Source organism: Streptomyces sp. NPDC058697 (assembly GCF_042715345.1).
In the GTDB taxonomy this organism is placed as follows: Bacteria; Actinomycetota; Actinomycetes; order Streptomycetales; family Streptomycetaceae; genus Streptomyces; species Streptomyces liliifuscus.
Map to the genome: position 1 here is coordinate 43,263 of NZ_JBHXSU010000047.1, position 14,677 is coordinate 57,939.

Consider the following 14,677-nt stretch of genomic DNA (forward strand, 5'->3'; position numbering starts at 1 on the left):
CCTCAAACGCCGGAGGGGCTGGGTTTCAGTGGGGGTCTGGGGGCGTCAGCCCCCAGGGGAAGGGAATGGGTAGGGGCGGCGGGGGCGAGAATCGTTGTTCGGCGAGACGGAGCGTCTTGTCTGGCTGGTAGATTTGGGGGCATGGCTCACACGTCCGCCCAGCCCCCGCAGAAGCCCGCCCCCGACTCCAGCCGCCGCAGCGAGAAGTCCCGGCGGGCGATCTATGACGCCGCCCTCGCGCTCGTGAGCGAGGTCGGCTACCCCAAGACCACCATCGAGGGCATCGCCGCACGCGCGGGCGTCGGCAAGCAGACGATCTACCGGTGGTGGTCGTCGAAGGCGGACGTCCTGCTGGAGGCGTTCATCGACCTGAGTGCCCAGGCGGCGGAGGCGGCCGCCCGGCCGGAGGTCATCGGGGAGGGAGCGGAGTACGAGATCCCCGACACCGGCGACCTGGAAGCCGACCTCAAGCTGGTGCTGAGGGCCACGGTCGACGAACTGCTCGACCCCACCTTCGAGGCCCCGTCGCGAGCCCTGGCGGCCGAGGGTGTCGTCAACGAACAGGTCGGCCGGGAGTTCGTCGGCAAGCTCCTCGAACCCCAGCTTCAGCTGTATGTGAAGCGCCTGCGGGCCGCCCAGGAGCAGGGCGCCGTGCGCGCGGACATCGACCCGCGCATCGCCCTGGAACTCTTCGTCTCGCCGCTCGCCCAGCGCTGGCTCCAGTACACGGGCCCCATCTCGCACGAGTACACGGACAAGCTCGTCGAGTACGCCCTCTACGGCCTCGCGCCACGAGGCCCCGCCGCCCGCTGACCTCCCGCCCGGCGGCCCTCCGCCCGCGCCAGCCGTCCCGGCGCGTCCGTGATGATCCCGTCGCAGCCGAGCGCGAGGGCGCGGTCGCGCTGCGCCGGGGTCACCACGGTGTGCGCCCACACACGGGGGATGCCGGACCTGACCGCCCGTACGAGATCGCGGTCGCGGGCCTTGTGGTCCACGTCCAGGACGTCCACGAACTTCCGCCACCGCTCGGGCCGGTCCGTACGCATCTGCCGTGCCGACCGCCACAACTGCGAGACCAGGCCCATGCGGTGGGCCCGCCACGCCACGGCCGGGTGGTTGGAGTTGACCAGCACCGAGCGGGTCAGGCCGCGTGACCTGATCATCGCGGCGAGGGCCGGCAGGCTCCGCGGGTCCTTGGCCTCCAGCATCAGCACCACCCGGCCACCGAACCGGTCCAGCACCTCGGCGAGCGTCGGCGGCCGCTCGGAGCGCCAGCTGCCCGGCAGCCCGTCCTCGGGGCGCAGCCTGACCCCCTCCCAGTCCCGCCGGTCGAGCGCGTGCACCGGGCCGCCCATGAAGGTCGTGCGGTTCAGGGTCGCGTCGTGCATGACCACCATCGTCCCGTCGCGCAGCATCCGGGTGTCCAGGTCGAGCACCTGGGCCGTACCGCGCTCGTACGCGGCCATGAGGCCCGACATGCTGTTCTCCGGCACCTCCCGGGCGCCGCCGCGGTGTGCGGTCTGGACGATGCGGGGGAGTGCGGCCACCGTCAGCGGGCCGGCGCCCCACTCGGGCGGAGCGATCGCACTGCCCTGTCCCACGAGGGCCAGGGACGTGAGACCCGCGATACCCGTCAGCGCAGACCGTGTGACCATGCCGACACCGTAGGCGGGCAAATCGTCTCAAAGTATGCAATGACACTCGATGGATGGCCCGGTCGGGCATCGTCCCGCCTACCCCGGATGTGGGCTCCGGCCCCCCGTGACGCAGGATGGTGGGACCATAGGGCATGCTGTCCGCACAACAGCCAGGGCGAGGGGATCGATGAGCGCAGAGATGGGCCGCCGCTCGGGCGGGCAGGGCAGGATCTCCCAGTGGCTGCGTGGCCGACGGCCTCGTACGGACTCCGGGGACGACTCCCCGGGTCGTGAGGAACTGCTGCTTGCCGCCGCCGGAGCCGGGCTGCCGCTCGCGCCCGCCGCTCATCCCTCCGCCTACCGATGTTCCTGTGACCGTGTCGGGTGTCCCACCCCCGCGCGGCACCCCGTGTCGTTCGCCTGGCAGACGCAGTCCACGACCGACCGGGCGCAGATCGAGCGGTGGGCCCTGCATCAGCCGCTGGCCAACTTCATCACCGCGACCGGCATGGTGCACGACGTGCTGGACGTTCCGCTGGAGGCGGGGCAGGAGGCGCTGGAGCGGTTGCTCGCGCTCGGGGTCGAGGTCGGGCCCGTGGCGGTGTCCGGGGGTGACCGGATGCTCTTCTTCACCGCTACTCGGGGTACGCCCGAGGATGAGGACGAGTGGTGGCCGTGTGAGCTGGATTGTCATCCGGAGACGATGGATGAGCATCCGGGGCTTCGGTGGCATTGCCGGGGGTCTTATGTGCTGGTGCCTCCGGCGCGGTTGCCTGGGGAGTTGAGTGTGGAGTGGGTGCGGGGGCCGGAGCATGGGCTGCCGGATCCGTTGTCGTTGCTTGAGGTGCTTACCGATGAGTGTGCTCGGTATGCGGGGGTTGAGCGGGATCATGTTGCGGCGTGGCCTCTTCGGGGCTGACGCCCCGTACCCCTCGTCTCGCTTGTTGCCTTGTCCGCGGGCCGGTGGGGGCTGGTCGCGCAGTTCCCCGCGCCCCTAAAAGCCAAAGATTGCGCAGTTCCCCGCGCCCCTGAAAGCTGAAAGCCAAAGACTGCGCCGTTCCCCGCGCCCCTGAAGGCCAAAAGCCAAAAGATTGCGCCGTTCCCCGCGCCCCTGAATAGTCCCCGCGCCCCTGAATGGGTGGGGCGCCCGCCTTACTCGCCCTTCGCCGCCGTCAAGCCCTGGATTCTGCCCAGGAATTCCACCTGTTGGTTTGCGGCGTCCTTGGACGGGTCCAGTACTGCCTGGTTTGAGATGGATTCCAGGGTCAGGGACTGTTTTGGGTCGCCGGTCATGAGGGCCTTGACGTCGGCGTTGGTGACGTTGATGGGGACGCCCTGGGCCGCTGTCTGCTTCTGGTAGTGGCGGGTGGTGAAGAAGACGAGGGCGCCGCCGGTGGTGGTGCGCAGGGCCACCGGGGCGTAGTCGCCGGAGGCGAGGGGCTCGTCGATGTACTGCTGGGCGAGGCCGGGGCGGCTCGCGCTCTTCGTGCGGTCGGAGCGCCACTTCGTGGTGTGGGTGCCTGCGGCGAAGGTGTCCCCGCCGTCCTTGAGGTAGGTCGCGTAGTCCTGGGGGAGGTCCCCGGGCGCGACCGCCAGGTCCGCCGCGGTCGCCGTGACCGGTTCCGCCCAGCCGTCCTGGTCCTTCTTGAAGTCCGGCACCTCTTCGGCGGCGACGATCGTCAGATACGACACCTGCCACACGTCGTCGGCGTCGCCCCGCGTGAACACCAGCAGCCAACGGTCCTCACCGCGGCCCTTGTTGGCCTTCGAGTCGGTGACGAACCAGCGAGGCCAGCCCGCCTTCTTCGGGATCGTGAACTCGGTGTCGCTCAGCTCCAGCGGCACGTAGTTCGGGTTGCCGCCCGGCTGGTTCTTGCCGCCGGCCTTCAGCTTCGCGCCGTCGATGTCCCCGAGGGCACCCGTGACCCGGTCCGCGTCCAGGGACGGGTCGTTGGCGCCGTTGGCCTCGTTGTAGGCGGCCGTGAAGTCCGTCAGCGCACGCGCGGCCTCGGTCTTCGTGGCCCCGGGGAGGACCTCCCGTTCCCCGTGCACCACCACGCAACCGCTCGCCGTCACCGACAGCACGGTCACCGACGCCGCCGTCAGCGCGCTCCGGCCGAGCCTGCGAGGCCTACGAGGGCCGTGATCCCTGCGCATGGGTACCGTCACCGTCACATTCCCCTTTCCCGGAGGGGAACCCTACCGGGGCCTGTCGGCGCGTGGGTGGGGGGATCACGTAGTGCTGCCGCACCGTGATCCAGTATGCGGAGCGCTCCGCGGGATTTGTCGGGTGCGGGTTCGTCTTGGCTGGTCGCGCAGTTCCTCGCGCCCCTAAGGGGCTCGGACCGGCGCCGGTGTCTTCGGTCGTGCTTCGCCGGACCGGGAAGGGGCCAGGAAGAACGCGAGGGTCGTCACCAAGTACAGGGACCACACGATGACTTGGAGGACCGTCGGGTCGGGCTGGAAGTTGAGGACGCCCTTGAGGAGGGTGCCGTACCAGCTGTCCGGCGGGATGGTCTCGCTGATGTCGAAGGCCTTGTTCGTCAGACCCGGCAGGAAGTCGGCCTCCTGGAGGTCGTGGAAGCCGTACGCGAGCACGCCCGCGGCCACCACGACCAGCATGGCGCCGGTCCAGGTGAAGAACTTGGCGAGGTTGATGCGCAGGGCGCCCCGGTAGAAGAGGTAGCCGAGCACGACCGCGGTGGCGATGCCCAGCAGCACGCCGATCAGCGGGCCCTCGGTGCCGTCGCTGGACGCGCGGACGGACGTCCACACGAACAGGGACGTCTCCAGGCCCTCGCGTCCCACGGCCAGGAACGCGGTCGCGACCAGCGCGCCCGTGCCCATCTGCAGCGCCGCGTCCAGCTTGCCGTGCAGGTCGGCCTTCAGATGGCGGGCCGTCCGCCGCATCCAGAAGACCATCCACGTGACCAGGCCGACCGCGATGATCGACAGCGAGCCGCCGAGCGCCTCCTGCGCCTCGAACGTCAGCTCCTGGGAGCCGAATTCGAGCGCGCAGCCGAAGCCGAGGGCGAGACCCACCGCGATGGCGATGCCGATCCAGATCGGCTTCAGGGCGTCCCGCCGGTCCGTCTTCACCAGGTACGCGATGAGGATGCAGACGACGAGGCTGGCCTCCAGGCCCTCGCGCAGGCCGATCAGATAGTTCGCGAACACGCCTACGCCTCCTTGGAGTTCGTGGAGCTCTTCGAGTCCTTCGAGAACAGGGACCGGCCCCACCAGTCGTCCTTGTCGCGGACGCCCGGCGGGACCGTGAAGACCGCCGAACCCACGTGCTGGATGTACTCGTTGAGCGCGTCGGCCGCCAGGCTCCGCTGCACCGGGATGAAGCCCTTGCGCACGTCCCGCTGGTACGCGAGGAAGAACAGGCCCGCGTCCAGGCGGCCGAGGCCGTCGGTGCCGTCCGTGAAGGAGTAGCCGCGGCGCAGGAGTGTGGCCCCGGCGTTGGTGTCGGGGTGCGCGAGCCGTACGTGCGCGTCGGGCTTCATCGCCTTCAGGAACGGCTTGTCCCGCTCCTTGGCCTTCCCGACCGGAGCGCCCTCGCCCTTGTCGCGGCCGAAGATGTCCTCCTGCTCCTGGAGGGAAGTACGGTCCCAGGTTTCGATGTTCATGCGGATGCGCCGGGCCACGAGATACGAGCCGCCGACCATCCAGGCCGGGCCGTCCTTCTCCTCGACCCACACGAACTTCTTCAGCCGGTCCGTCTCCGTGCCCGCGATGTTGCGGGTGCCGTCCTTGAACCCCATGAGATTGCGGGGCGTCTGGGCCTCCGGAGTCGTCGACGACGTTTTACCGAAGCCCAGTTGGGACCAGCGGATGACGACCTTGCCGAAGCCGATCCTGGCGAGGTTGCGGATCGCGTGCACCGCGACCTGCGGGTCGTCCGCGCAGGCCTGGACGCACAGGTCGCCGCCGCTGCGGTTCCTGTCGAGGTTGTCGCCCGCGAACTTCGGCAGGTCGACCAGGGCTTCGGGCCGCCGGTCCGCGAGGCCGAACCTGTCGAACAGGGACGGGCCGAAGCCGATCGTCAGGGTCAGCCGCGACGGTTTGAGGCCCAGCGCCTCCCCGGTGTCGTCCGGCGGTGCCTCGGCCAGGCCGCCGTACGCGCCCTCGCCGACCGCGTGCCCGGCGGTCATCCGGCGCGCTGCCTCGGTCCAGTCCTTAAGCAGTTGGACGAACGCGGCCCGGTCCGTCGTCTTCACGTCGAACGCGGCGAAGTGCAGCCGATCCTGTACCGGGGTGGCGATGCCCGCCTGGTTCGTGCCGTGGAAGGCGACCGCTGCGCCCGACGAGGCGGCGGTCGGTTCCGCGTCGTCGCCGTTGCGGGCCATCGCCACAGCGCCGCCGGCCGCGGCGGCCCCGAGCGCGAGCCCGGCACCGCCCCAGCCGATCAGCGAACGCCGCGACGGAGCACGGGAGTCGGCGCCCCGCGTCCCGCCGGCCTCCGCCCCTTCCCCTGTACCCGTCGTGTCGGTCGTACCCGTCGTGTCGGTCGTGTCCGTCGTGTTCGTGGTGTCGGTCATGGCGCCAGGGCCCCTCTTACGTCACGTGCTACTTGACGACGGCGGCGGCGAGCTTGGACAGCGGCTCCGCGAGCGCGTTCACCGCGTCGGAGAGCTCCTTGCGATCGGCCTTGCCGACCTTGTCGTACGACGTGAAGACGTAGGTGCTCTTGTCCTCGCGGTACTTGTCGAGCAGCGTGTTCAGCGCCGCGAACTGTGTGTCGAGCTCCTTGGTCAGCGCCGCGTCGTTCTCGGAGGCGACCGGCTTCAGCAGCTCGTACGACTTCTCCGCGCCCTCGACGTTCGCCTTGAAGTCGACGAGGTCGGTGTGCGAGTAGCGCTCCTCCTCGCCGGTGACCTTGCCGGTGGCGACCTCGTCGAGGAGTTCCTTGGCGCCGTTGGCCATCGAGGTCGGGGTGATCTCGGCCTTGCCGACCCGCTTCTGCCAGTCGGTCAGGTCGGTGATCAGCTGGTCGGCGAGCTCGGAGTCGCGGGCGGTGAGCTTCTTGTCCTTCCAGAGCGAGCGCTCCAGGCGGTGCCAGCCGGTCCAGTCCTTCTCCAGGTCCTGGCCCTCCTCCAGACCGTCCTCGCGCAGGTCGACCTTCGGGTCGATGTCGCCGAAGGACTCGGCGACGGGCTCGGTCCGCTCCCAGCCGATGCGCGAGTCGGCGTACGCCTTCTTCGCGGCCTCGATGTCGCCGTCCTTGACCGCCGTGGCGAAGACCTTCGCCTTGGGCAGGGTCTCGTCGGCCTGCTCCTGCGCGTACTCGCGGTAGGCGGCGACCGCCGCGTCCAGGCGCGGGTCGCGCTTGGCGACCTTGCCGGAGCCGGTGGCCGTGACGTCCTGACGGATGCCCTTGCCCTTCATGCCCGGCTTGCAGGCGATCCGGTAGTCGCCCTCCTTCACCTCGGCGGTGACCTTCTGCTTGGTGCCGGGGCCGATGTTCTCGCGCTCGGTGACGATCCGGTCGTCCGGGAAGAGGAGGTAGACCTCGGTGACCTTGGAGCCCTTGTTCTCTATGTCGATCTGGACGTGCCCGGACGGGAACTTCGTCGTCGACACCTCGCACTTGGAGTCCGTGGCGGTCACCTTGACGACGCGGTCGTCGCCGCCCGAGGCATCGCTCTTCTCGGTGCAGCCCGTGACAGCGGCCAGCGCCGCCGCGGTCACGGCGGCGGTGACGGAGAGTCGGACGGCGCGCATACAGGCTCCAAGAGGTCACAGGGGAGGCACAGGTTCTCGGTGAGGCTGCCCTAACTTATCTGAGGCTTACCTGACTGAAAGCTGCCCGTCCAGTGATTCAGCTCTCATTGGTGAGGTACGGCCACGGCCTGATCACGGTGGCTCAATACGCCCCCCACGAAACGGTCAAAGACCGGTCAAGAACCCCTCGCCGGGGCCACCAGGACCTCGCCGGTGCGTGGATGCGGGAAGACCTCGACGGGCTGTTGGTAGACGTCCGAAAGTAGTCGGTCGGTGAAGACCTCGGCCGGCCGTCCGTCGGCCACCGCACGCCCGGCGCGCAGGATCACGACCCGGTGCGCGTAGGCCGCCGCGAGCCCCAGATCGTGCAACACCACGACCACCGCGTCCCCGGCGTGCGCCCTTGCGCGGCAGACCCGGAGCACCAGTTCCTGGTGGCGCAGGTCCAGGGCGGCGGTCGGTTCGTCGAGCAGCAGCAGCCGGGTGCGCTGGGCGAGCACCCGGGCGAGCGCCACCCGGGCCCGCTCACCGCCGCTGAGCGCCGAGAAGGCGCGGCCCGCGAAGTCCGTGACCTCGGTCGCCGCCATGGCCCCGGCCACCGCCGCGTCGTCTGTTTCCTCTGCGTACTCCTCCGCCTGTCCGGCCCAAGGCGCCCGGCCCATCCGTACGACCTCCTCGACCGCGAACGGGAAGGAGAGCGCGGCGGACTGGGGGAGCACCGCCCGGCGCAGGGCCAGTTCCTGCGCCGACCAGCCGGACACCGGGCGACCGTGGACGCGTACGACTCCCGCGGCGGCCGGGAGATCGGCGGCGAGCGCGCCCAACAGGGTGGACTTTCCCGCCCCGTTGGGCCCGACCAGGGCCAGCACCTCGCCCGCGCGGGCCACGACGTCCACACCGGCCAGCACCTCGCGGCCACCGAGCCGCACGTGCAGCGCCTCCGCCTCGGCGAGTACGTCACCGGGGTGCACCGGGCCGGGAGGCGCGGGCCTCGTACCGGGCAGCCTGAGCCACCTCATGCCCAACCTCCTTGCCTGCGACGGGTCCTGCGCAGCAGCCAGAAGAAGAACGGGCTGCCGAAGAGCGCGGTGAGCACCCCGAGGGGCAGCTCGGCGGGCTCCACGACGGTACGGGCCGCGAGGTCGCCCGCGAGCAGGACTACCGCACCGCCGAGCGCGCTGCCGGGGATGAGGAAACGGTGGCCGGGACCGGCCGCCATGCGCAGCAGATGCGGGATGACGAGCCCGACGAAGCCGATGACACCGGAGACGCTCACGGCCGCGGCCGTCAGCAGCGCGACGACCAGGATCAGCACGACACGCAGCCGCTCGACGTCCACGCCCAGATGCCGGGCCGGGCGCTCGCCGAGCGCCAGCAGGTCCAACTTCCGTGCGTAGAAGGGCGCCACGGCCAGCCCGAGCGCCGCGCACGGCAGCACCGCGAGCACCTTCGGCCAGGTGGCCTGGGAGAGCGAGCCGAGCTGCCAGAAGGTGATCTGGTTCACCGCCGCGGTGTCCGCCAGGAAGATGAACAGGCCGATCAGCGCGCCCGCGAAGGCGTTCACCGCGATACCGGTGAGGATCAGCGTCACGACCTCCGTACGGCCGCCCGAGCGGGACATCGAGTACACCAGCAGGGCCGTGCCGAGACCCGCGACGAAGGCGAAGGCCGGCAGGGTCCAGTTGCCGAGGAAGTTCAGGCCGAGCGAGATCGCGGCGACCGCGCCGACCGCCGCGCCCAACGAGACGCCGATGACGCTCGGTTCGGCGAGCGGATTGCCGAACACGCCCTGCATCAGCGCGCCCGCGCACCCCAGCGAGGCGCCGACGAGCAGCGCCAGCACGATCCGCGGGAAGCGTACGTTCCAGAGCACCGACTCGGGTACCCGGCCGAGTTCGCCACCGCCGAGTCCGGCGCGGTGCGCGATGGACGACAGGACGTCACCGGGGGATATCTCGTACGCGCCGAGCCCGGCGGAGGCCAGGGTGAGGAGGCCGAGGAGGACGGCGAGGCCGACGGTGAGCAGCCAGGGGGCGCCTCGGCGGGGTCTGGCGGGGGGTTCGTTGGCGGCCGCCGTCGCCTCGGTCCCGGCTGACGCATCCCCGGTCCCTGCTGACGCATCCCCGGTTCCGGCCGCCGTGGCGTGGTCCTCGGGCGCGGCGTCCTTGTCGGTCACGGTCACTTGGCGTCCCCGTACAACTGGTCGACCAGGGACTTCAGTACCTGGTCCGTGCGGGGACCGTAGTTGAGCAGGACGCCGTCCTCGATCGAGACGACCCGGCGCTCCATTCCGGCGGGGGTCTGGGCGACACCGGGGATCTTGACGAGACCGTCGATGCCGCCGACGGATTCGAGGCCCTTGGACATGACGAGGATCGCGTCGGGGGCGGCCTTGGCGAGGGCCTCCGTGGTGATCGTGGTGAAGTCCTTCTCCAGTCCCGACTCGGCCCCGCCGTCCACCGCTCCCGCCGCTTCGAGCAGTGAGGTGGCTCCGGAGTCCTTGCCGCCGATCAGATAGACGGAGGCGCTGCCGCGGAGGTAGAGGAAGGCGACGCGCGGCTTGTCGGTCTCCTTCGGAATGTCCTTGCGCACGGCGGCGATCCGCTCCTCGGAGCGCTTCGTGAGCTCCTTGCCCGCTGCCGGTACACCGAGGGCTCGGGCCACCGTGTTGATCCGCGGGCCCACGTCCTCCAGACCCTTCGCCGGGTCGACGACGAGCACGGGGACACCCGCGTCACGGATCTGGTCCATCGCCTCGTCGGGCCCGGTGGTGGTCTCGGCCAGCACGAGATCGGGCTTGAGCGACAGGACGCTCTCCGCGGAGACGTCGTGGTTGCGGGTGACCACCGGCAGCTTCTCCGCCTGCGCGAAGGTGGCGGTGATGTCCCGGGCGACGACCCGGTCCCCGAGCCCCAGCGTGAACACGATCTCACTGAGACTCCCGGACAGCGGAACGATCCGCTCGGCGTCCCTGACGGTGACCTTCGTGCCGTCGGACGAGCGCACGGTGACCGGGAGTTGGGGGGTCGGGGTGTCCGCCAGCGGCTCGACCCGGTCGGCGGCGGCTTCGGCCCTGGCGGCCGGCTCGCTCCCGGCCGCGCCGTCCTCGGAGGAGCAGGCTGTGGTCACCGTCAGCGCGAGCACCGCAAGCAGTGCCCCCGCCACTCGAGTACGCAGACGTCGCACGGTCGCGTGGTTCCTTTCGTAGGGAGCGGCCCGGTTTCGGGTGGTTCACGGGTAGGCAGGGGGCGCCCTTCGGCTTTTTTTGGGGGCGCGGGGAACTGCGCGACCAGCCCCCACCGGCCCGCAGCCAACAAACGACCCGCAGTCCCCCTCTTCTGTCTCATCCGATGCTTCCCGCATCGGAAGACATAGCTTAGGTTAGCCTTACCTTTCTCGCCAGAACCGCCCCGGATCCGGCCAGATCCCGCCCCTCCCGGAGGACCCGAATGCCCTCGCGCCCGCCCCTACGCACCTACGTGACCCTGCTCTGCGCAGCAGTACTCGTGGCACTGCTCCCGGCCGGTCAAGCCCAGGCGGCCGGCCGTACCGTGCAGGGCGGCCGCCTGGACTGGGGCATCAAGTCCTCCTTCCAGAGCTATGTCACCGGCCCGATAGCGAACGGCAGTTTCTCCCTCACGGGCGGCGCGGCCACGGTCGGCGGCAGCCAGTTCCGCTTCCACTCGGCGACCGGCACGTACGACGGCGCCTCGGGCGCCTTCGACGCCGGCTTCTCCGGCGGTGTCCACTTCCTCGGGCACAAGAAGGACGACGGCACGTATCAGCTCGACCTCACGATCAGCCGCCCCACCGTGCGCCTCTCCGGCAACGGCGGCACCCTCTATGTCGACGTCATCAGCAAGGCGAAGGGCACCGGGGCGGTCACGACGTCCTCGCAGGTGCCCTTCGCCTCCCTCTCCCTGGGCGGCATCAACATGAAGGGCGGCGGCAACGCGGTCCAGTTGAACAACCTGCCCGCCACCCTGACCGCCCAGGGCGCCAAGTCCTTCGCCGGTTACTACACGGCCGGCACCGCCCTCGACCCGGTCAGCCTCTCGGCGGACGTGAAGGCCGCGGCTGCCGCCGAGCCGTCGCGCAAGCCGTCCCCCTCCCCGTCCAAGTCCAAGGCGAAGAAGGAGAGTTCAGGCCGGATCGAGAACGGCGCCGTCGACTGGGGTGTGCGCAGGACCTTCCGCGAGTACGTCACCGGGTCCATCGCCAAGGGTGAGTGGAAGCTCACCGACGGAGCCGAGGACGGCGGCGCGCTCTTCCGTTTCCCCGAGGGCTCGGGCACGTACGACGAGAAGAAGCAGACCCTCGACGCGACCTTCACCGGAGCCGTCCGCTTCACCGGCGAACAGGGCCTCGACCTCACGCTCGGCGCCCTCCGTGCCGAGGTCACGGACGACGGAAAGGGCACGCTCTACGCCGACGTCACGAGCGCGGGCGGTACGGGCGCCACGGCCAAGACGAACACCACGACCAAGGCCAATGCCACGACCAAGAAGGTCCCCCTGGTCACCTTCACGGCCAAGGACTTCAAGCCCAAGGACGGCCTCGCCCAGCTGACCGAGGCGCCCACGAAGCTCACCGCCGAAGGGGCCAAGGCCTTCGGCGGGATGTACAAGGCGGGCACGGAGATGGACCCCGTCTCCCTCGCCGTCGCCCTGACCGACAGCGCCGAACTGCCCGCCCTGCCCGACCTGGGCAGCGCGGAGTCGGCCACCCCGGAGGCCGCGGCTGCCGAGCAGAAGACGGCCGAACCCAAGTCCGAGGCCACCGCGAGCGATTCGGACGTCCCCGTCCTGCCGATCGGCCTCGCGGCCGCGTCCCTGATCGCGGTGGCCGCGGCCTTCGTGATCATCCGCAGGCGTCGGCCGCAACCGGCCGCCGACGCCCCCGACCGGAACTGAACTTCCCAGCGCAGTCCGCAAGTTGAGCTGAGCGGACTCCCACACACTGAACCGAGGAGAACCCACGACCATGGCCGCCAACCGTCGCCGCCCCATAGCCCTCGCCGCAGCCTGCGCGACCGCCGTCACGCTCGGCGCCACCGCGCTCGCCGCGACGTCCGCGTCCGCCGCCGAAGTACCGCTCAAGGGCTACGAGTTCACCTGGGGCATCAAGCAGTCGTACCGCACGTACGTGACCGGGATGGCGGCCGGCAGCTTCACGCCCGAGGGCGGCGCCACGCAGGCCAAGGACAACGGCGCGTTCACCTTCGTCAACGGCACCGGAACCTACGACTCCGAGGCGCACACCGTGGCGCTCGGCTTCCAGGGCAGCCTGAAGATCGTCTCCAAGCTGCACGGCTTCGAACTCGCCCTGTCCGACGTGAAGTTCGACAGCAAGGCCGCGAGAGTCACCGCCGACGTCACGAAGAGCGGCACGACCCAGCAGGACGTGCCGCTCGCCGAGGTCACCGTCACCCGCACGATGACGGACATGGCGACCAAGCTGACGAAGGAGGCGGGCGACGTCTTCGGCAGCGCCAGCTACACCGGCGCGGCCGGCGACCCCCTGACGGTGGTGGAGAAGAAGACCGAATCGCCGACCCCGACGCCCTCGGGCTCCACGACCCCCTCGCCCACCCCTTCCACGACGCCGTCCACCACCCCGTCGCAGACCGCGAGCCCGACCCCCTCGTCCTCCGAGCCCGCCACCAAGGGCGACATCACCGACGGCACCCTCGGCTGGGGCGTCAAGCAGTCCTTCCGTACGTACGTGGTGGACGGCGTGGCCAAGGGCAAGATCACCGTCTCGGGCGGCGCGGCGCAGGCGTCCGGCAACGGGATCTTCACCTTCCCGGACGCCACCGGCACCTACGACACGGACGAGGACACCCTCAAGGCCTCCTTCAAGGGCTCGGTCAACTTCAAGGGCCATGAGACGAACGGCACTTACGGCCTCGACCTCACCCTCAGCGACCTCAAGGCGGAGGTCGACGGCGGCTCAGGCAAGCTGACCGCCGACGTCGACAGCCTCGGCAAGAAGTCCGCCGACGTGACCCTCGCCGAGCTCAAGCCCAAGTCGGCCGACCTGACGGCCAAGAACGACGTCATCACCCTCGACGACGTCACCACCACCCTCACCAAGGCCGGCGCGGAGGCATTCGGCGGCTTCTACCAGGCCGGCGCCGAACTCGACCCGGTCGACCTCTCCGTGGCCCTGTCCGAGGACGCCGAACTCCCGGACCCGGACCCGACGTCGTCCAACGGCGGGACGGGCGGCACGACCGGCGGAACCACCGGTGGGACCACCGGCGGCGCGGGCACGACCGGCTCCACCACGGGCGGTGTGACGGGCGGCCTCGCCTCCACCGGCTCCGACGTCCCGGTCGGCGCCCTGGGTGCGGCGGCCGCGGCGACGGTCGCGGCGGGCGCGGGCGTGGTGTTCGCGGTACGCCGCCGCCGCGCGACGGGCGCCACCCAGGCCTGACCGGAACCCGACGCATCCGGCCGCCGTCCCCACCATCAGGGGCCGGCGGCCGGATGCGTACGTACAACTCCCGTGGTGCTTGAATGCCCGCGTGACTGATTACGACGTGCTGCGGGTCTTCTGCGGACCGCGCGGTGAGTACGGCAACGAACTCGGGGTCGTGCGGGACGGTTCCGTACTGCCGGAGCGGGACGAACGGCAGGCGTTCGCGGCCAAACTCGGGTTCAGCGAGACGGTGTTCGTGGACGACCCCGAGCGCGGGGTCATCGACATCTACACACCCAGCGTGCGGCTGCCCTTCGCCGGATACCCGTGCGTCGGCGCGGCCTGGCTGCTCGACGTACCCGAACTCGTCACGCCCGCGGGCGTGGTGGGCACCCGCCTCGACGGCGAGTTCAGCTGGATCGAGGCCCGCCCGGAGTGGCCGGAGCCGCGCACACTCCGCCGGTACGACACGGCGGCCGAGGTCGACGCCCTCGAAGTGCCCCCGCCAGGCGAGTGGCTCTACGCCTGGGCCTGGGAGGACGAGGCGGCGGGCCGCATCCGCGCCCGGGGCTTCCCCGGCCGCGGCGACGGCATAGAGGAGGACGAGGCCACAGGCTCCGCGGCCCTCCAACTGACAGCCCAACTGGGCCGAGCCCTGAACATAGTCCAGGGCACAGGCTCCCAACTCCTCACAGCCCCCCAGCCGGAGGGCTGGGTAGAACTGGGCGGCAGAGTGTTCTTGGAACACTGAAAGGGCCAAGCCTTTTCGGAAGGGCTCAGGCCGTTCCTTGTCTTTAGGAGCGCGAGGGCTGGTCGCGCAGTTCCCCGCGCCCCCAAAAGATGAAAGGCATGGGGCGCAGCCCCGCCTTTCAGGGGCGCGGGGAACTGCG

Annotated in this window: 13 protein-coding genes; 5 read left to right on the forward strand and 8 right to left on the reverse strand. The window is 70.5% G+C overall.

Annotation, left to right across the window (positions count from 1 at the left end; translation table 11 throughout):
* Positions 1-141 precede the first annotated feature (141 nt).
* Complete coding sequence (locus ACFWXQ_RS46435; RefSeq protein WP_383952909.1) at positions 142-813, forward strand: TetR/AcrR family transcriptional regulator; 672 nt, start codon at positions 142-144, stop codon at positions 811-813.
* Here ACFWXQ_RS46435 and ACFWXQ_RS46440 read toward each other — a convergent pair.
* Positions 777-1,655, reverse strand: a complete 879-nt coding sequence (locus tag ACFWXQ_RS46440; RefSeq protein ID WP_383952907.1) for a glycerophosphodiester phosphodiesterase — start codon at positions 1,653-1,655, stop codon at positions 777-779. The two genes, ACFWXQ_RS46435 and ACFWXQ_RS46440, sit on opposite strands and share 37 nt — an antisense overlap.
* A gap of 169 nt (positions 1,656-1,824) precedes the next feature.
* Between ACFWXQ_RS46440 and ACFWXQ_RS46445 the strand changes: the two genes are divergently transcribed.
* Positions 1,825-2,556, forward strand: a complete 732-nt coding sequence (locus ACFWXQ_RS46445; protein WP_383952905.1) for a bifunctional DNA primase/polymerase — start codon at positions 1,825-1,827, stop codon at positions 2,554-2,556.
* Between the two features lie 233 nt (positions 2,557-2,789).
* Here ACFWXQ_RS46445 and ACFWXQ_RS46450 read toward each other — a convergent pair whose 3' ends face one another.
* The 7 genes from ACFWXQ_RS46450 to ACFWXQ_RS46480 form a co-directional block, all read right to left on the reverse strand.
* Positions 2,790-3,794 carry a hypothetical protein gene (locus ACFWXQ_RS46450; RefSeq protein WP_383952903.1) on the reverse strand — a complete coding sequence of 335 codons (1,005 nt, stop codon included), beginning with the start codon at positions 3,792-3,794 and terminating at the stop codon, positions 2,790-2,792.
* Between the two features lie 174 nt (positions 3,795-3,968).
* Entirely contained in the window at positions 3,969-4,814 is an 846-nt protein-coding gene (efeU, locus tag ACFWXQ_RS46455; RefSeq protein WP_383952901.1) for an iron uptake transporter permease EfeU, read from the reverse strand.
* A gap of 2 nt (positions 4,815-4,816) precedes the next feature.
* The gene (gene efeB / locus ACFWXQ_RS46460) at positions 4,817-6,181 is read right to left on the reverse strand and encodes an iron uptake transporter deferrochelatase/peroxidase subunit (RefSeq protein WP_383952900.1); all 1,365 of its coding nucleotides are present in this window, start codon (positions 6,179-6,181) and stop codon (positions 4,817-4,819) included.
* 28 nt (positions 6,182-6,209) lie between these two features.
* Complete coding sequence (gene efeO / locus ACFWXQ_RS46465) at positions 6,210-7,364, reverse strand: iron uptake system protein EfeO (protein ID WP_383952898.1); 1,155 nt, start codon at positions 7,362-7,364, stop codon at positions 6,210-6,212.
* A gap of 176 nt (positions 7,365-7,540) precedes the next feature.
* Positions 7,541-8,383 carry a heme ABC transporter ATP-binding protein gene (locus ACFWXQ_RS46470; RefSeq protein ID WP_383952896.1) on the reverse strand — a complete coding sequence of 281 codons (843 nt, stop codon included), beginning with the start codon at positions 8,381-8,383 and terminating at the stop codon, positions 7,541-7,543.
* Entirely contained in the window at positions 8,380-9,390 is a 1,011-nt protein-coding gene (locus tag ACFWXQ_RS46475; RefSeq protein ID WP_383952911.1) for a FecCD family ABC transporter permease, read from the reverse strand. Before ACFWXQ_RS46475 ends, ACFWXQ_RS46470 begins: the two co-directional genes overlap by 4 nt.
* A 152-nt stretch (positions 9,391-9,542) precedes the next feature.
* Positions 9,543-10,550 (reverse strand): hemin ABC transporter substrate-binding protein, encoded by a 1,008-nt coding sequence (locus ACFWXQ_RS46480; protein WP_383952894.1) that lies wholly within the window; start codon positions 10,548-10,550, stop codon positions 9,543-9,545.
* A gap of 263 nt (positions 10,551-10,813) precedes the next feature.
* Here ACFWXQ_RS46480 and ACFWXQ_RS46485 point away from each other — a divergent pair, with 263 nt between their 5' ends.
* The 3 genes from ACFWXQ_RS46485 (at position 10,814) to ACFWXQ_RS46495 (ending at position 14,538) form a co-directional block, all read left to right on the forward strand.
* Positions 10,814-12,277 carry an HtaA domain-containing protein gene (locus ACFWXQ_RS46485; RefSeq protein WP_383952892.1) on the forward strand — a complete coding sequence of 488 codons (1,464 nt, stop codon included), beginning with the start codon at positions 10,814-10,816 and terminating at the stop codon, positions 12,275-12,277.
* 70 nt (positions 12,278-12,347) lie between these two features.
* On the forward strand, positions 12,348-13,802 hold the full coding sequence (locus tag ACFWXQ_RS46490; RefSeq protein WP_383952890.1) for an HtaA domain-containing protein: 1,455 nt from the start codon (positions 12,348-12,350) through the stop codon (positions 13,800-13,802).
* 91 nt (positions 13,803-13,893) lie between these two features.
* Complete coding sequence (locus tag ACFWXQ_RS46495) at positions 13,894-14,538, forward strand: PhzF family phenazine biosynthesis protein (protein WP_383952888.1); 645 nt, start codon at positions 13,894-13,896, stop codon at positions 14,536-14,538.
* The last annotated feature ends 139 nt before the right edge of the window (positions 14,539-14,677 follow it).